Genomic DNA, 17,854 nt, shown 5'->3' on the forward strand with positions numbered 1-17,854 from the left:
AATGTACGTCACATTAAAGAGAAAAGAGGTATAAAAAATACAAAATCCCTTTAATGTAACAGTGGAAGCAATATTGCATCATAAGCCCAGCTGCTTTTCGTTTAGAGACAACCTCCCATTCTCTAACACTTAATGCACAATATTTACTCTGCTACTTTAATTATAATTATACAAAATTTGGATAAAAATGTCCATAGTTTTTGTAATATTTTTCATTCTATACTTCCAATATATACATATGGTGTAATTTCTGTGAGAATTATGTTTGCTTCATAACTTCAAAAATAAACTTAATTCATACTATTATTCAAAATACTTCATACTGTTCTTTTTAAGTTCTTCAGTACTATATAAAATTTTATAGTCATAAATTTTTATACTGTCAGAAATTTTTTTTATAATATCCTCACACTGTTTTTTATTTTGCCCATGAACCATAGTAAAAATATTATATGACCATTTGCTACTAGTAGGCCTTTCATAACAATGAGTTACTTCTTTAAATGAAGCCATAGTTTCTCCAACCTTCTGAACATTATCTTCTGGAACCATCCAAACTACCATTGCGTTAGCCTTAAAGCCTGCTTCCCTATGATACAAAATTCCACCTATTCTGCGAAGTATGCCTTTACTTTGAAAATCCTCTATTTTATTTAACAATTCTTTTTCCGTAACGCCTATTTCTCCAGCCATTGACTTATAAGGCCTAGGTGTTAACGGAATATCTTCTTGAAGTTTTCTGATTATAGATTTATCTAGATCACTTAGCATTATTCCTACCTCCACCTTTAGTTATAAAACATTTACCAACTAGTACCTGCTTCCTTTACTTCTTCTATAAGTGAATTACATTTATCTACATCGCTTTGATTTTCAAACATTATCTTATTGTTAATTAACTTGTAACTTCCTTGTTTAGATTCCATAAATTCAAGATATTTATCCATCTTTTCTCTTAGCACTTTCTTTTTACTAAGATCTTTAGTGGCATTATCGTACTTTTCTTTTCTCCAAAAATTAAATTCATTTATTAGGTTCTTTTCAAATATAGTATCTTGACCTTTATACCCAGACATTTTTTTATCAGAATTTGCTTTGTTGTTATTTAAATCAGCTTCATATTTAGCAAACAGCTTATTTAATTCACTTAAACTAGTTCTAAATTCTTTAATTTTATCTTCACTTCTTAAAACATCATTGGAAGTTATCTGATTTTTTGAAGTTTTTTGTTTAAATTCACTTTTAAAATTTTTATTAATAGAGTAAGTTTTATCAGCATCGTCCTTTATAATTGCAATTAAAGAATTTAACTTTCCATAATCACTCTTTTCTTTACTTTTAAATATTGCATTATCATCATCCCTAGTATTTTCACATACTGCCATAACATACTTTTCAGCTGCTAATTCCTTCGAATTTTCCTTTACAGCATTTGTAAAATTACACAATGAAATAAAGAAAAGTACAGAAGAAAAGAAAATCAATGAAGACTTTTTCTTCTTTTTAAAAGATATTTTTTTTCTTATCAAATATACTATTAGGGTTAGTAAATAAACTGCAGCAACATTAATAAGAAACATCTTAATATTTTCATTATATCCTTCTTTACGTTGTGTAACTGTTGGATACAGCATTAAAGTTCCCATTAAAATCAAAGCACTTGATAAAATTTTAGAAATAATCTTTTTTGCCTTTTCTCTTTTTATATTTGTGTTTTTTTGTTCATTAGTATTTTGTTCCAAACCTTTTCCCCCTTAATTTTTCATTAATAAAAAAATCAGTAATTAACTTATATTTTCTGATTTTTAAAATTAACTTGTTAAATTTATCCTAACTGTAAAGTATCGTCTTTTCTATTAAAAAATGAATAGAATTTATAATCAGTTAACAGATAAGAGGGTAAAATTAAAAATTGTAATTGTAAATATGCCATTATGAATTTATGAATATATTCACTAAGTTTTTTAAATTCTTCCATATCTAATTATTATATACATTTAAAAATAATTTTTTTAATTCCTTAGCCAATATGCTATCTTTATTTCCTGATAGAATATTTATCATAGGAAAAATATCTTCATTCAAATTTTCTTTTTGTCCATTTCCATTTAAATAGTAATCACAAATCGTAGAAATAAGTCTATCCTCACAACTAATCACTCCTAAATAAAAATTGTTACGATAAAATATAGAGTCATTTTTGGAAATTCTTTGATAAGCTCTAACAGCGACATCAAAGGCTACCAGAAATTCATTATAAGTACACTTACTATATAATTTATCTAATAGTTTTTCACATTTACTATATTCTCGTTTATCTAACATAGAATTTACCTCCTAAAACTTAATATTTGATTTGATTTTAATTATAGTACCTTTTATGTAATTTTTAAAAATACCTTAGCTCTCAAATGGATTATATTCTCTATTAAACCTAATTTAATCTTTATTTTATAGACTTTTTCTAGTTTTTATGCTAAACCACTTAAATATAAATTTTTCTTAATGAAATAGTTACTAAATAATTATTTCAATAATACCCTCATTTGGATTAATCATCTAATTCTTAATTCTAACTACTACAAAACTTTGCTACAAAAAAAATTGGGAAAGTATCACAATCTTTTTATTTAAATTGTGATACTTTCCCAATTAATCATAAATTACTTTTCAATTCAAATGGAATTTAATTATTTCATTATTGACTAAACAAAATGTAAAATGCTTTGCATGAATATTAAAAAGAAACAAGTTCCAGCTTTAAGTAAAGTAATAACAAAAATATCTTTATAAGATTGTTTATGAGTTAAACCTGCAATACCTAAAAGTGTAATAACTGCTCCATTATGAGGTAATGTATCCATACCACCAGAAGCCATGGCAGCTACACGATGTAGTAGTTCAGGACTTATTCCAGAAGTCTTAGCCCACTCTAAATAATGTTTACCAAACATATCTAATACAATACTCATACCACCTGATGCAGAACCAGTTGTTCCTGCTAAAACATTTACACTAACTGCTTCAGATAAAAGCGGGCTACCATGAGGATTAATATTTATTAAAGCATGTGCTATAGATTTAAATCCTGGAAGTGTTTTTATAACGTTTCCAAAACCAACCTCCGAAGAAGTATTCATAACAGCTAATAAAGAACCTATTGCACCTGCATTAATAGCCTTGGCTACATTTCCTTTTATACGTATTGGGTTAATTACAAAAGCAAGGATAGTACCAAAAATAAGTGCAATTATAAGTGCCCAGTTATTCATTGTACCTACAACTCCGTCTTTTGCCATACTATAAGGTTTTTGTGTTACCCAAGAAGTGATATCCCAATGTGGAAAAATAACTTTTTGTAAAATTAAAGTTACAACAAGTACTGAAATTAATGGTAGTGCTGATAAAAATGGATTGGGCAAGCTAGTTTCTTCAACAAGTACAGGTTCATTAGTATGACCTTCACCATATCCCTCTCCCGCTGCTTGAGCTTTACGTTTACGGAATTCCAAATAAAATATGCCAACAGCCAGAATGATAATAGTACCTAAGGTTCCAAAGACTGGAGCAGCATAAAGATCTGTGTTAAAGAATTTCATTGGTATTGAGTTTTGAATTTGAGGGGTTCCTGGAAGAGCATCCATAGTAAATGAGAAGGCTCCCAAAGCAATAGTTGCTGGAACAAGTCTCTTTGGTATATCTGCTTCTTTAAAAATAGAAGCTGCAAATGGATACACCGCAAAAGCAACAACGAAAAGACTTACACCTCCATAAGTTAGGATTGCTGCTGATAGTACAACTGATAATATAGCGTTTCTCTTTCCTAACTTTTCAACAATTGCCTTAGCAATAGATTTTGCTGCACCAGATTCCTCCATTGCTTTACCAAATACAGCCCCTAATAAGAAAAATGGAAAATATACCTTTGCATAACTAGCCAAGTTTGGCAAAAATATTTCTGTATATGTCGGCAAAAGTGCCATTCCAGAAAATAAAGCAGCTAATAATGCAAAAATAGGAGCAAAGAATATAACCGAAAATCCTTTATATGCCATAAACATTAATAATCCTAAGCTTAAAAAAATTCCTAAAACTGCCATAAACAAAAACCTCCATTAATTTATTATTCTTACTTACTGATAAATTTTTAACTAATCTTTATGCCAATAAGTTCATCTTTGAAAATATTTTCATTCATAAGTTTTAATCTTTGAGACATTATTGGCTTAAAATCCATATGATCTAGTACATCTTTTTCCAAATCTATTCCTGGAGCAATTTCTTCCAATACCAAACCTTCCTTAGTCAATCTAAATACTGCTCTTTCAGTAATATACAAAACATTTTGTCCTACGTTTGATGCATATTCGCCACTAAAAGTAATTTGCTCTACAACATCTAAAAATTTATTAAACTTTCCATCCTTTTCTATTGTTAAATTACCATTCCCAACTTTAACCTTTAAACCACCAGCAGTAAAAGTTCCACAATATACAACCTTTTTAGCATTTTGAGTAATGTTAATAAAACCTCCACAACCCGCAATTTTAGGTCCAAACTTGCTAACGTTTACATTGCCAGCTTTATCACATTGAGCTAATCCTAAGAAAGCTACATCTAATCCACCCCCATCATAAAAATCAAATTGACTTGCTTGATCCAATATACTCTCAGGATTAGTTGATGCGCCAAAACTTAATCCCCCTGCAGGTACTCCACCTATTCCTCCAGCTTCTACAGTTAAGGTCATCTCGTTCCCAATTCCTTCTTCATTTGCAACTATAGCAACTCCTTCTGGTACCCCAATTCCTAAATTAGTAACTGAATTAGGTACAAGTTCCATAGCAGCTCTTCTTGCTATTACTTTTCTTTCATCAAGAGGTAACGAAGCGATTGAATTTACTGGCAATTTAACTTCTCCAGAGTAAGATGGATTATAAAATTCTGAAAAAGTCTGCATATGATTTTGAGGTTCTGCTACAACTATAGCATCAACATATACACCTGGAATTTTAACTTTTCTTGGATCTAAAGAACCTTTTGCAACAATTTTTTCAACTTGTATAATTACTATTCCACCTGAATTCTTTGCTGCTTGAGCCATCGATGTTCCATCAAGTATTGCAGCTTCTTTTTCTAAAGTCGCATTTCCATTTTCATCTGCATAAGTAGCTCTTAAAATTACTACATCTATAGGAAAAGCTTCGTATAATAGATATTCTTTATCTTCTATATTGACAACCTTTACTATATCTTCAGTAGTGACCTTATTAAGCTTACCGCCTTCAATTCTTGGATCTACAAAAGTTTTTAATCCAACATGAGTGAGTGTACCTGGTTTTCCAGCTGCAATATCCCTATATAAATGCGATATAATTCCTTGAGGCAAGTTATATGCTTTAATTTTGTTATCTAGTGCTAATTTCTGAAGTTTTGGTGCTAACCCCCAGTGTCCTCCTATTACTTTACTTACCAATCCTTCATGTCCAAGATGATTTAACCCTTTATCTTGGCTGTCACCCTGACCAGCTGCATAAACTAATGTTAAATTTTTAGGAGTTTGCCTTTCTATATATCTTTTTTCTATTTCTAATGTAATTTCTTCTGGATGACCACATCCTATAAAACCTCCTATGGCAACAGTATCTCCTTCTTTTATCAAATCAATTGCCTGTTCTTTTGAAATAACCTTTGACTTCATATTTTTATCTCCTTTCATATAATCTTTATTTTATATTGTTATATAGAGCAACAATCATGCCAAATCCAAACCATTTTGATTTATTTTAAATTTTCGAAAACCTTTAAATATCAACTGCTTCATGAATACTTATAGCTAAATTTAAATATAAAAAAAAAGCAAATCATATTCAGTGTATATTTAATGTACACATATATGCTTTACTTAGTATAATTGTGGAATTGTCTGAATTTTTTTTATGTATATATTTTTTACATGTTCATTTTTTTTACATTATTCTTCAAAAATTTATTACTATTTTGTGCCTTTATAAAAATAAACTTCTACGTATTGTTACATAGAAGTTTATTTAACTAACTTTCTAATTTATACTCTTCTAGCTTTTTATATAATCCAGCTCTACTTATACCAAGTAATTGAGCTGTTTTATTCTTATTCCAATTAGTTTTTTCTAAACATTCAGTAATAATTTCCTTTTCCACCTCTTCAACTATATCCTTTAAATATTTTCCATCGCTAATATAACGTTTAAACTTGCATTTTGTCAATTTTTCCGGAAGATGCTCCAATTTTATTATTAAATCTGAGTCCAATAAATTTATTGCCCTTTCAATAACATTTTCAAGTTCTCTAATATTTCCTGGCCAATCGTAATTAATTAGACATTGTAAAGCTTCTTTTGATATTCCTTCTACATATATTCCAAATCTTTTAGCAATTTTAATTCTTAAAGAATTTGCCAATATTGGAATATCGTCTTTTCTTTCTCTTAGTGGTGGTAAAACAATTTTCATGACATTAAGTCTGTAATACAAATCTTCCCTAAACTTTCCTTCTTTCACGCTTTCTTCAAGATTTTTATTGGTAGCAGCAATAATTCTAACATCAATTTCTTTTAGAACATTACCTCCTACTCTTTCAATTTCTCTTTCTTGAATTGTTCTTAAAATCTTAACTTGCATATTCATAGGCATATCACCTATTTCATCTAAAAATATAGTTCCTCCATTTGCTAACTCAAACTTTCCTATTTTCCCACCTTTTTTAGCTCCAGTAAAAGCACCTTCCTCATAACCAAATAGCTCACCCTCTAATAAATCTGAAGGAATAGCAGCACAATTAACCTTAACAAATGGACCTAGCCATCTTTTACTTGTATTATGAATTGCATGAGCAAACAATTCTTTTCCAGTACCGCTTTCACCTGTTATTAAAACATTTGAACTTGTATTTCCTACTCTTTTTGTTAAAGCTTTTAACTTATTAATTTTATCAGATTCTCCTATAATATTCTTGATAGAGTATTTTGCTTTTCTCTCTTTTCCTAGTTGATTTTTATAAAATTCTACTTCCTTTTCTAAGCTATTTAATTTCTTACTCAATGTATAAAAATCACCAATATCTTTAAATATCACTTTTCCTACTGCTCCAATAACTTTACCATCCTTTTTCAATGGCACACGCATTGCAACCATCTTATTTCCATTTATCTCTTGTACATCACCTATTTCTAAATTTCCAGTTTGTATTACTTTATACATTCTTGTATTTTCTATTACATCTTCTACGAATTTTCCTTCAGAATTGCTACAGCCTAAAAACTCTTTATATGATTCACTCATCATTGTAATAATACCATTTCCATCTATTACAACTATACATTCATTAAGAGTTTCAAGTATTGTATCTAAAATATCTATATATACTCTATCCTCGGTTAACTCCTTCTGCATCTTTTTATGATCAGTTACATCTCTAAAAATAGCTATTACACCTTCAACTTTTTCATTTATAATTATAGGAATCCTATTTGTTATAAATTCTCTTCCACTTGCTAAAAATTTTTGAGATAATTCAATTTTTCCCATTTCTAAAATTCTAATAAGATTTGTTTCAGGTATAACCTCTTCCACATGTTTTCCAATATCTTTCTCAGCACTAATTCCAAGAGAACATTCTGCCATTCTATTGATAACAATTAAAAGTCCATTATCATCAATTGCTATTACAGCTTCATCTATATTTTCAGTTACTGCTTCAAAGCATTTTTGTAAAAACATAAATTTTCCTCCTATAATTAAATGATAACTTAAAATAACCACCTAAACAGATATATAAAATATAACACTATTTTATATCAAATGATTCATTTACTAAAATATCTGCTAAGGGGTTATCTTTGTAGATTATCTACTAATAATAATTTTTCATATTAAATTATATATAATAACAAATAATTTTTATCTTAAGATATTATATCATCATTATAATTTCAATGTAAACAATAACATTACTTTCTCATTTTATAAAAATATTATTTAAAATAAAAATCTCTTTCACCAAATTGGCAAAAAATTTAGCTTTATTAACAGGTAATTTTCAATCATTCATAAAAAAAACATAATAATATTATAAAATTTTTATTTATAATATTACTATGTTTTTATTATTTATATTAACATTGAAAAAAGGGAATTTTTTAATGTATGTTATATTATATATTAATTATCACTAATTGTTATTTATTGTTTTAATTTCATCTATAAGCTCAGGTATTATCTTTTTATAATCTCCTACCAGTCCAAGATCAGCTACCTTCATAATTGCTGCATCTGCATCTCTATTTATAGCTATAATGTAATCACTATCCTGCATTCCAGCTAAATGTTGTATTGCTCCTGATATACCACATGCTATATAAAGATTTGGTCTTACTGTTTTTCCAGTTTGTCCAACTTGATATGCTTTATCCAACCATCCATTTTCTATAGCTGCTCTTGATCCTGCTACTGTTCCATCTAAAACACTTGCAAGCTCTTTTAACATTTCAAAGCCTTCCTTGCTTCCTATTCCTCTTCCACCTGAAACTATTACTTTAGCTTCTCCAATATCTACTATATCTTTAGCCGATTTGATAACTTCTATTACTTTTGTTCTAATATCATCTTCCACTATATCTGCATTAATTTTTTCAATTTTCCCAGTTCTTGACACATCCTTTTGTAATTTTTCAAATACTCCTGGTCTTACTGTTGACATCTGTGGTCTATTGGCTGCACATTCTATCGTTGCCATTAAGTTTCCGCCAAATGCTGGTCTTGTCATTTGAAGATGTCTTGTTTCTGAATCTATATCAAGTCCTGTACAATCTGCTGTAAGTCCTGTTGATAATCTTGCAGCTATTCTTGGTCCTAAATCTCTTCCTATAAATGTAGCTCCAACCAATAGTGCTTCTGGTTTTAACTTTTTTACTAAATCATATATAACTTTAGTATATCCATCTGTTGTAAAGTGTTTCAAAAGCTTGCTGTCTGCATATAAAACTGTATCTGCTCCATAAGCTACTAATTCCTTAGCTATATCATCTATATCACTTCCAAGTAAAATTGCAGTTAACTCTACTCCTAGTTTATCAGCTAGTTCTCTACCTTTTCCTAATAATTCTAATGACACTTTTTGAAGTTTTCCATCTCTTTGTTCAGCAAATACCCATACACCTTTATAATCTGCTATATTCATTGTAATTACCTCCTAAATTCTTTATACGGGACTTCTAGCAATTTACTATACATAAAATCAAAATTGGACACCTGCTTAAATATAGTGTTTCATTTTTAACTTTGAAACTGCATGTGCTGCTGCTTCTTTTGGTTGTAAAATTACTATTTCACCTTGTCCTTTTGGCTCCTTTGTTGATGATCTTTTAACTTTTGTTGGTGATCCAGCCAATCCAAGAAGATTTTTATCTACATCTATATCATTTGCACTCCATATTTTTATTTCTTTCTTAACAGCTTCAAATATATTTGCCATATGCATATATCTAGGACTATTTAACTCTTTTATAGCTGTTAGAAGTACTGGTGTTTTAACACTTACTACTTCATAACCATCTTCCCATGCTCTTTGCACTTTTAATGAATCTTCTTCTACGCTTACTTTTTCTACATAAGTAATTTGTGGAATTCCTAAGTGTTCAGCTATTTCTGGTCCTACTTGGGCTGTATCTCCATCTATAGCTTGTCTTCCTGCAAATATTATGTCATAATCTAACTTTCTTAATGTTCCAGCTAATGCATTTGATGTGGCTAATGTATCCGCTCCCGCAAATGCTCTATCCGAAATAAGTATTGCTTCATCAGCTCCCATTGCTATAGCTTCTCTCAATGCTGCTTCTGCTTGTGGTGGTCCCATACTTATTACAGTAACTTTTGCACCTACATTTTCTTTCAATACCAAAGCTTCTTCTAATGCATTTTTGTCATCTGGATTTATTATTGATGGAACACCTTCTCTTACAAGAGTTCCTGTTTTCGGATCTATCTTAACTTCTGTTGTATCTGGAACCTGTTTTAAACAAACTACTATATTCATTTCTATACCACTCCTATCTTAATAAACTACCAGCTATGACCATTTTTTGAACTTCTGAAGTTCCTTCATATATTTCAGTTATCTTAGCATCTCTCATCATTCTTTCAACTGGATAATCCTTTGTATAACCGTATCCTCCTAAGATTTGAACTGCTTTTGTTGTTACATACATAGCAGTTTCAGCTGCATAAAGTTTCGCTTCTGCTGCATCTATGGTATATGGCATATCAGATTGTTTTTTCCATGCAGCCTTAAATACAAGATAATGAGCAGCTTCTACTCTAACTTTCATATCAGCAATATACCATTGTAATCCTTGAAATGCAGAAATAGGCTTTCCAAATTGCTTTCTTTCTTTCATATAGGATATTGCAGCATCTAAAGCTCCTTCAGCTATACCTAAAGCTTGAGCTGCGATACCAATTCTTCCTCCATCTAGAGTTTTCATTGCTATTCCAAATCCTTTTCCTTCTTTTCCAAGTAAATTTTCTTTAGGTACCTTAACGTCTTCAAATATAAGTTCTGTAGTTGAAGATGCTCTTATACCCAGCTTATCTTCTACTTTACCTATTGAAAAACCAGGCATTCCTTTTTCAATTACAAATGCTGATATACCTTTAGTTCCTTTACTTCTATCAGTCATTGCAAACACTACAAAAGTTTCAGCAACTCCTCCATTAGTTATAAATATTTTTGAACCATTCAATATATAGTGATCTCCTTCAAGCACAGCTGTACTTTGTTGTCCTGCAGCATCTGTTCCTGCATTTGGCTCAGTTAATCCAAATGCACCTATTTTCTTTCCACTTAATAGGTCCGGCAAAAATTTCTTTTTTTGCTCTTCTGTTCCAAATGCATATATTGGCCAACAGCAAAGAGATGTATGACCTGATAAAATAACAGACGATGTAGCACAAGCTTTTGCTAATTCTTCTACTGCTATTATATAACTTATATAATCAGTGCCTGATCCACCATATTCCTTTGGAAATGGCATACCCATCACACCGTATTTTGACATTTTTTCAACTGTTTCCATTGGGTATCTTTCTGTCTCATCAATTTCTGTAGCTATTGGTTCAACTTCATTTTTTACAAATTCACTGATCATCTGTTTTACTAATTGCTGTTCTTTTGTTAGTCCAAATTCCATAATTGATCCTCCTTTTATTTAAGTAAAAATTTAATAAGATTTTTTTATTAATAACTTTATATAATTAAAATTACTATGCTACTTTCTTTTTAGGTGGCATAACTAATGCTTCTCCATCAATAACTACTTTGCCATCTTGATTTGTGCACACAGTTTTTAATTTAACTCTATTCTTTTCCACATTCATTTCTATAACTTCTACTTCTGCCTTTATTGTATCTCCAATATGAACTGGTGCTGTAAATTTAACATGTTGACCCATGTATATAGTTCCTGGTCCTGGAAGATACATTCCTAAACAAGTGGAAATAAGTCCTGTTACTAATATTCCATGTGCTATTCTTCCCTTAAACATTGTTTGTTCTGAAGCAACTTGATTTATATGAGCTGGATTCAAATCTCCAGTAATTCCAGCGAAAAGGTATACATCTGTTTCAGATATAGTTTTTTCAACAAAAACTTTATCTCCTAATTTTATTTCATCAATACTTAAACCTTGCATAATATTTTCCTCCTCTATAGTATATTTTTCCAACAAAGTCTATACATTAAAGTTTTAATGATGTAATTTGTTAAAGGGTTATTGGTCCACAGCTTTTAAGAGTCTACAGCCTTGTAACCCTTTAAATATATAGCTAAATTATAATTTTTTATAAATTACAATTTATTCTATCTTTCAATAATGATTGCTGTTCCTTGACCTCCACCTATACATAAAGTTGCAAGACCCCTATTAGAATTTCTTTTTATCATTTCATGTATAAGTGTAACTAATATTCTAGCTCCTGAGGCTCCTATCGGATGTCCCATAGCTATAGCTCCACCATTTACATTTACTTTATTCATATCAAATTCTAAATCCTTAGCCACTGCTAAACATTGAGAAGCAAAAGCTTCGTTTGCTTCCACTAGATCTAAATCGTTTACTGATAAATCTGCTCTTTCTAAAGCTTCTTTAGTTGATGCTACTGGACCATATCCCATAATTGATGGATCTATTCCCTTACTACCAAAAGAAACAATTTTAGCTAATGGTTTTATTTCTAATTCTTTTGCTCTTTCAGCACTCATTATAACAAGCGCTGCTGCTCCATCATTTATACCTGAAGCATTGCCTGCAGTTATTGTTCCATCTTTCTTAAATGCTGGTTTTAGTTTATTTAATCCTTCAATTGTTGTTCCAAACCTTGGGAACTCATCAGTATCAAATATTTTAGGTTCTTCTCTTTTTTGAGGTATTGATACTGGCACTATTTCATCTTTAAATCTTCCTTCTTTAATAGCCTTTTCTGCCTTTAATTGTGATTGTAAAGCGAATTCATCCTGCATTTTTCTAGTTATTCCCCATTTTTCTGCTACATTTTCTGCTGTTATTCCCATATGATATCCATTAAAAGCATCCCAAAGTCCATCTGTAATCATTTCATCAATTAATTTTCCATCGCCCATTCTTTGTCCCCATCTTGCATTGTTTAATAAATATGGAGCTCTAGACATATTTTCCATTCCGCCAGCAATTACGATATCATTATAACCTGATATTACCATCTGGAATGCTAAACTAACTGCTCTTAATCCTGAACCACAAACCTTATTTATGCTAAATGATGGTACCTCTACTGGTATACCTGATTTTACTGAGGCTTGTCTTGCAGGATTTTGTCCAAGCCCTGCTTGAAGCACATTTCCCATAACTACTTCATCAACCATTTCTGGTTTTATACCTGCTCTATTTATTGCTTCTTTAATTACTATAGCTCCTAAATCAACTGCTGAGATATCTTTTAAACTTCCACCAAAAGAACCTATAGCTGTTCTAACTGCGCTTGCTATAACTACTTCTCTCATTATTAAACCTCCAATTAATTTTCAATTAATACTTATAATATTAAAATTCAAGAAATTTTTAATAATTTATTTATTATAATTGTGGAATCCAATACCACTTTTTCTTCCCAAATATCCAGCTCTGACCATTTTTCTTAGTAAAGGATGAGGTCTATATTTTGAATCACCAAATTCTGAATATAATACTTCCATAATAGCTAAACAAACATCATTACCTATCAAATCAGCTAAGGCTAAAGGTCCTATTGGATGATTTGCTCCTAATTTCATTGCTAAATCAATATCTTCAACAGTTGCAACATTATCTGCTAAAATTCCTATTGCCTCATTTATCATTGGTATAAGTATTCTATTAACAACAAAACCTGGAGCTTCTTCAACTTGTACCGCATCTTTTTTTAATTTTTTAGCTATTTCAATTATAGTATTATTAGTTTCTTCAGAAGTAGCAATTCCTTTTATGACTTCCACCAATTTCATTACTGGAACTGGATTGAAAAAATGCATTCCTATAACTTTATCTGGTCTCTTTGTAGCACTTCCTACATCCGTTATTGACAAAGATGATGTATTTGTTGCAAGTATAGCCTCTGGCTTACATATTACATCTAATTCAGCAAATATTTTTTTCTTAATTTCCATATTTTCAATAGCGGCTTCTACAACCAAATCTACTTCCTTTGCCAAATTCATATCTGTTGTAAGTTTTATTCTACCAAGAATTTGATTTTTTTCCTCTTCTGAAAGCTTTCCTTTTTGAACACTTTTTTCCAAATTCTTAGTAATTGTTTCAACACCTCTTTGAACAAATCTTTCTTCAATATCTCTCATTATTACTTCATATCCTGATTGAGCAAATGTCTGAACAATTCCTGCTCCCATTGTTCCTGCTCCTAAAACAAATACTTTCATATTGATACCTCCCTATATACCTTTTAAATAATATTAAACTTATTACCTATATAGTTAACGTTTTTTTATTGTATATTTACTTATTTATTCTTAAAATTTGCTTCTCGTTTTTCTAAAAATGCTGACATGCCTTCCTTTTGATCCTCTGTTGCAAAACATAAACCAAACAAATCTTTCTCAATTGACATTCCTGTTTCTATATCACTTTCAATTCCTCTATTTATAGATGTTTTTGAATACCTTACTGCTAATTGAGCTTTTGAAACAATATTTTCTGCTAAACTTATAGCTTCAAGCATTAAATGATCATGTTCTACAACTTTATTTACTAAACCTAACTTTTCTGCTTCAACAGCATTAATTAAATTACTAGTGAATATTAATTCTTTAGCTTTTCCTATTCCAATAAGCCGTGAAAGTCTTTGAGTTCCAGCAAAACCAGGAATAATTCCAAGTCCAACTTCTGGTTGTCCAAATTTTGCTTTTTCTGAAGCTATTCGTATATCACAACTCATAGCCAATTCACAACCACCACCAAGTGCAAATCCGTTAACAGCTGCAATAATCGGCTTTTCCATAAGTTCTATTTTCCTAAATACTTTTAAACCCAATTCTGAAAATTTTCTACTTTCTTCCGGTGTCTTGTCTTTCATTTCTAATATATCTGCACCAGCTACAAATGCTTTTCCATAACCAGTTATTATTACTACATAGATGTCTTTGTCTTCCTCAATTTCATTTAATACCTTATCAAGTTCATTTAACACATTACTGTTTAAAGCATTAAGCACTCGAGGTCTATTAAAACTCAAAGTAGCAATATGACCTTGTTTGTCTAAAACAACGTTTTCATACCCCATCTTATCCCTCCTCACTTAAATTATTAGCAAGAAGCATACCAAACTTACTTATTTTTTTATAACCTTTAAAATTCATATTGTTACAACTATAATTCTTCTTTAAACGATAATTTCTACTGTATAATATTTTTACACTTCTTCTTCAATTGAGCCTTGTTCTTATAATATGGTCAAATGGAGATTGTTTATATATTTTACATGTATATAATATTTACACTTTTTATAATTATTTTTTAACTAAGTTAAATTATTTTCTATTAAACATATTATATTGTATTTAAAATTTTGAGAATTAATTAGGTAACTATATACAAATATATAAATTGATAGTATTATACGTAATATAGGAATAAACTTTCCCTTCTCAAATTTCATATACAACGTTCCCCAATAAAATATAAATCCTATAATAAAATAATGATGAAAAGAGGAATGTTGATGACTATACAAAAAAAATTACCATTGTTTTTAGCTATACTAGTAACAATTTCTTTAATTGTTACCAGTCTATTTGTTTATTTTTTCACTTCAAAAATGCTAAAAAATGAAGCTCTAAACAAAGTTTCAATTAATTGTAACTTAGGCACTGACGATATCAATTCACTTATAGTTTCTGAGAAAAAAGAAGTTGAACTATTATCACAACAAAAGGATATAGTAGATATATCTAAAATTAGAAAATCAAATTCAGATGATTCTTTTTTCTCTACTTATATAAATCATAAGTCATTTACAATTTTAAAAAATAGAACTGACTCATTAAAAGATCATGAGCATTTATTTGTAATAGATTTAAATGGTGAAATATTTGCTGACAGTAATATCTCATCACTAAAATTAGATTTAAAAAGCAGAAAATATTTTCAAGATGCACTGAAAGGCAAAGCATCTATAAGCGATACTATAGTATCTAAAGCTAATGGAAAAAGTATTATAGTTTTTGTTTATCCTATTAAAGATGATTTTGGAAACGTTATCGCCGTTATGGCAGACTCAGTATATACAGACTATTTCACAAATAAACTCAAAAATATAAAAATAGGCAATACTGGATATGCATATTTAGTAGATAAATCTGGATTAGTATTATCTCATCCGCTAAAAGAAAAAATAAATAAACAAATAGAAAATTCTAAAATTCTACAAGTTGTATCAAAAATTAGTAAAGGTGAAACAATTAAACTAGATACTGGATGCTATAATATCAATGGTATAACAGAACTCATGTCTTATAATGTGGTTTCAGAAGTAAATTGGGTATTTGCAGTAACTCAAAGTGCTGCTGAAGCAAATTCAGCAGCAAATCTATTACTTAAAATTATATTAGCTGCCACTGCTATATCCGCAATGATATCTATTTTTTTAGGCTATATTATTTCAAAACAGATTACTCTTCCTATAAATGAATTAATGAGTTTAATGAATAAAGCAGCAAATGGTGATATAACCGTAATTTCACATTTTCATTCTAAAGATGAATTGGGAAATTTAAGTACTAACTTTAATAAAATGATAAGTAATATAAAATCACTAATTATAGATATTGATGAAGCAATTTTAATTGTGATGAATGGTGCAGAGCTATTAACTAAAGTTTCAAAAGAAAATGTTGAATCCATTTCTCAAGTATCCTTTGAAATAGAAAACATAGCAAAAGGAACTAATCATCAAGCAAAGGAAACTGATTATACTTGCAATTTATTTAAAAAATTTGGAGAATTAATTGACACTGCTTCAATAATGAATTTAAAAATAAATGAATATTCTTCCTCGATAAAAGAATCCAATAGTAATGGTAAAGCTATCATCAAGGACCTAGAAGAAAAAAATAATGCTCAAATCAAGCTTAGTAATAACTTAACTTACGCAATTGAAAATTTAGATAAAAAATCTTTAAATATTAAAGATATAACACATACTATCTCTGATATAGCAGAACAAACAAATTTACTTTCACTTAATGCAGCAATTGAGGCTGCTAAATCCGGTAAGCAAGGAAATGGATTTGCAGTTGTTGCAGATGAAATAAAAAAATTAGCAAATCAATCAAAAAATGCAGCTGAAGAAATATCATTTATAATTGGAGAAATACAAAGCCAGATGCATTACTCCGTAAACACAGCTAAAAGTGTAGAACTTGCTATTGATAAACAAACAATTGCTGTGTCAAATACTGAAAAAGCCTTTGATACTATATCTGAGAAAATATGTAATATAGCAAACAAAATTGATGAATCTAGTAAATTATTTTCTGAACTTAAAAGCAATAAAAATGTAATGCTTCATTCAGTTCAAAATATAGCATCCATTTGTGAAAAAACAGCAGCTTCATCAGAAGAAGTGTCAGCTTCCACAGAGCAACAGACTGCTTCCATGGAATCTATATCTATAGAATCCGAAAATTTAAAAAATCAAATTATTAAATTAAAGGAAGCTTCTAAGTTGTTTAAAATACGCTAAATATATAATAAATTATGGGACTATTGCATTAAGAATAAATACAACATGTTGTACTTAAATTTCTTAATGTGACAGTCCCATTATATTCTAAATATCTCTTATAACATCTAAAGCCACCTTAACTTTAAAAACCTTACTTGAAGGCAAATTTAATATGTCTTCAACTAAAGTTTTCTTCTTAATGTTTCCAATAATTTCAGCAATTCTGTGTTCTGATGGAGCAATAATAGTAAACCACATATTGTACTCATTGTCTCTTATATAATTATGAGTTATTTCATCATAACTATTAACTATTTTTGCTGTATACCCTATACTTTTTTCAGGTACCTTCATAGCACATAAGGTGCTAAAGTACCCCAAATTTTTTGAATTAAAAATTCCTCCTAGTCTTCTTATATATCCTTGTGATTTTAGTCTTTCTATTCTACTTATAATTTCTTCTTCTGAAACACCTAATTTTTTAGCTAATATCAAAAAAGGCCTATATTCTAATGGTAATCCTTCTTGTAACAAATTCAATAATTGTTTGTCTACATTATCCAT

General features: G+C 29.6%; 15 protein-coding genes and 1 riboswitch. Of the genes, 1 reads left to right on the plus strand and 14 read right to left on the minus strand.

The genetic code is table 11. From position 1 onward, the window contains the following. Nucleotides 1–57: 57 nt before the first annotated feature. Nucleotides 58–153: riboswitch (THF riboswitch) on the minus strand. 150 nt (nucleotides 154–303) lie between these two features. The 13 genes from Q6H37_RS21985 to Q6H37_RS22045 form a co-directional block, all read right to left on the minus strand. After that, nucleotides 304–771, minus strand: a complete 468-nt coding sequence (locus Q6H37_RS21985; RefSeq protein WP_318736615.1) for an Lrp/AsnC family transcriptional regulator — start codon at nucleotides 769–771, stop codon at nucleotides 304–306. 32 nt (nucleotides 772–803) lie between these two features. Then, entirely contained in the window at nucleotides 804–1,742 is a 939-nt protein-coding gene (locus Q6H37_RS21990; protein WP_318736617.1) for a hypothetical protein, read from the minus strand. 238 nt (nucleotides 1,743–1,980) lie between these two features. Continuing rightward, nucleotides 1,981–2,325, minus strand: a complete 345-nt coding sequence (locus Q6H37_RS21995; RefSeq protein WP_318736618.1) for a hypothetical protein — start codon at nucleotides 2,323–2,325, stop codon at nucleotides 1,981–1,983. Between the two features lie 380 nt (nucleotides 2,326–2,705). Next, nucleotides 2,706–4,100: a GntP family permease gene (locus Q6H37_RS22000; protein WP_318736620.1), complete on the minus strand. Its 1,395-nt coding sequence runs from the start codon at nucleotides 4,098–4,100 to the stop codon at nucleotides 2,706–2,708. 47 nt (nucleotides 4,101–4,147) lie between these two features. Continuing rightward, nucleotides 4,148–5,701: an acyl CoA:acetate/3-ketoacid CoA transferase gene (locus tag Q6H37_RS22005; RefSeq protein WP_318736622.1), complete on the minus strand. Its 1,554-nt coding sequence runs from the start codon at nucleotides 5,699–5,701 to the stop codon at nucleotides 4,148–4,150. A 353-nt stretch (nucleotides 5,702–6,054) separates the two neighbouring features. Continuing rightward, the gene (locus Q6H37_RS22010) at nucleotides 6,055–7,761 is read right to left on the minus strand and encodes a sigma 54-interacting transcriptional regulator (RefSeq protein WP_318736624.1); all 1,707 of its coding nucleotides are present in this window, start codon (nucleotides 7,759–7,761) and stop codon (nucleotides 6,055–6,057) included. A 451-nt stretch (nucleotides 7,762–8,212) separates the two neighbouring features. Next, the gene (locus Q6H37_RS22015; protein WP_318736625.1) at nucleotides 8,213–9,220 is read right to left on the minus strand and encodes an electron transfer flavoprotein subunit alpha/FixB family protein; all 1,008 of its coding nucleotides are present in this window, start codon (nucleotides 9,218–9,220) and stop codon (nucleotides 8,213–8,215) included. A gap of 75 nt (nucleotides 9,221–9,295) precedes the next feature. Beyond that, entirely contained in the window at nucleotides 9,296–10,075 is a 780-nt protein-coding gene (locus Q6H37_RS22020) for an electron transfer flavoprotein subunit beta/FixA family protein (protein ID WP_029161646.1), read from the minus strand. 13 nt (nucleotides 10,076–10,088) lie between these two features. Further along, nucleotides 10,089–11,228 (minus strand): acyl-CoA dehydrogenase, encoded by a 1,140-nt coding sequence (locus Q6H37_RS22025; RefSeq protein ID WP_318736630.1) that lies wholly within the window; start codon nucleotides 11,226–11,228, stop codon nucleotides 10,089–10,091. Between the two features lie 73 nt (nucleotides 11,229–11,301). After that, complete coding sequence (locus tag Q6H37_RS22030; protein WP_318736632.1) at nucleotides 11,302–11,730, minus strand: MaoC family dehydratase; 429 nt, start codon at nucleotides 11,728–11,730, stop codon at nucleotides 11,302–11,304. Nucleotides 11,731–11,897: 167 nt separating this feature from the next. Then, a complete protein-coding gene (locus Q6H37_RS22035; RefSeq protein WP_318736634.1) occupies nucleotides 11,898–13,076 on the minus strand; it encodes an acetyl-CoA C-acetyltransferase in 1,179 nt (392 codons plus the stop codon). A 66-nt stretch (nucleotides 13,077–13,142) separates the two neighbouring features. Next, nucleotides 13,143–13,988: a 3-hydroxybutyryl-CoA dehydrogenase gene (locus Q6H37_RS22040; RefSeq protein ID WP_318736636.1), complete on the minus strand. Its 846-nt coding sequence runs from the start codon at nucleotides 13,986–13,988 to the stop codon at nucleotides 13,143–13,145. 80 nt (nucleotides 13,989–14,068) lie between these two features. Continuing rightward, nucleotides 14,069–14,848 carry a short-chain-enoyl-CoA hydratase gene (locus Q6H37_RS22045; RefSeq protein ID WP_318736638.1) on the minus strand — a complete coding sequence of 260 codons (780 nt, stop codon included), beginning with the start codon at nucleotides 14,846–14,848 and terminating at the stop codon, nucleotides 14,069–14,071. 438 nt (nucleotides 14,849–15,286) lie between these two features. Between Q6H37_RS22045 and Q6H37_RS22050 the strand changes: the two genes are divergently transcribed. Continuing rightward, nucleotides 15,287–17,308: a methyl-accepting chemotaxis protein gene (locus tag Q6H37_RS22050; protein ID WP_318736640.1), complete on the plus strand. Its 2,022-nt coding sequence runs from the start codon at nucleotides 15,287–15,289 to the stop codon at nucleotides 17,306–17,308. 87 nt (nucleotides 17,309–17,395) lie between these two features. Here the strand turns inward: Q6H37_RS22050 and Q6H37_RS22055 are convergent, their stop codons facing one another. Further along, nucleotides 17,396–17,854, minus strand: coding sequence for an AsnC family transcriptional regulator (locus Q6H37_RS22055; RefSeq protein ID WP_318736641.1), 459 nt, complete (start codon nucleotides 17,852–17,854; stop codon nucleotides 17,396–17,398).

It is taken from the genome of Clostridium sp. JS66, from assembly GCF_033561535.1.
In the GTDB taxonomy this organism is placed as follows: Bacteria; Bacillota; Clostridia; order Clostridiales; family Clostridiaceae; genus Clostridium_AM; species Clostridium_AM carboxidivorans.

What these genes read in the sequence shown, in the direction of transcription:
- Q6H37_RS21985 (WP_318736615.1), bottom strand. Translation starts at nt 771, where the DNA reads ATGCTAAGTGATCTAGATAAATCTATAATCAGAAAACTTCAAGAAGAT.
- Q6H37_RS22040 (WP_318736636.1), bottom strand. Translation starts at nt 13,988, where the DNA reads ATGAAAGTATTTGTTTTAGGAGCAGGAACAATGGGAGCAGGAATTGTT.
- Q6H37_RS22045 (WP_318736638.1), bottom strand. Translation starts at nt 14,848, where the DNA reads ATGGGGTATGAAAACGTTGTTTTAGACAAACAAGGTCATATTGCTACT.
- Q6H37_RS22035 (WP_318736634.1), bottom strand. Translation starts at nt 13,076, where the DNA reads ATGAGAGAAGTAGTTATAGCAAGCGCAGTTAGAACAGCTATAGGTTCT.
- Q6H37_RS22005 (WP_318736622.1), bottom strand. Translation starts at nt 5,701, where the DNA reads ATGAAGTCAAAGGTTATTTCAAAAGAACAGGCAATTGATTTGATAAAA.
- Q6H37_RS22025 (WP_318736630.1), bottom strand. Translation starts at nt 11,228, where the DNA reads ATGGAATTTGGACTAACAAAAGAACAGCAATTAGTAAAACAGATGATC.
- Q6H37_RS22020 (WP_029161646.1), bottom strand. Translation starts at nt 10,075, where the DNA reads ATGAATATAGTAGTTTGTTTAAAACAGGTTCCAGATACAACAGAAGTT.
- Q6H37_RS21995 (WP_318736618.1), bottom strand. Translation starts at nt 2,325, where the DNA reads ATGTTAGATAAACGAGAATATAGTAAATGTGAAAAACTATTAGATAAA.
- Q6H37_RS22050 (WP_318736640.1), top strand. Translation starts at nt 15,287, where the DNA reads ATGACTATACAAAAAAAATTACCATTGTTTTTAGCTATACTAGTAACA.
- Q6H37_RS22010 (WP_318736624.1), bottom strand. Translation starts at nt 7,761, where the DNA reads ATGTTTTTACAAAAATGCTTTGAAGCAGTAACTGAAAATATAGATGAA.
- Q6H37_RS22055 (WP_318736641.1), bottom strand. Translation starts at nt 17,854, where the DNA reads ATGGATAATGTAGACAAACAATTATTGAATTTGTTACAAGAAGGATTA.
- Q6H37_RS22000 (WP_318736620.1), bottom strand. Translation starts at nt 4,100, where the DNA reads ATGGCAGTTTTAGGAATTTTTTTAAGCTTAGGATTATTAATGTTTATG.
- Q6H37_RS22030 (WP_318736632.1), bottom strand. Translation starts at nt 11,730, where the DNA reads ATGCAAGGTTTAAGTATTGATGAAATAAAATTAGGAGATAAAGTTTTT.
- Q6H37_RS22015 (WP_318736625.1), bottom strand. Translation starts at nt 9,220, where the DNA reads ATGAATATAGCAGATTATAAAGGTGTATGGGTATTTGCTGAACAAAGA.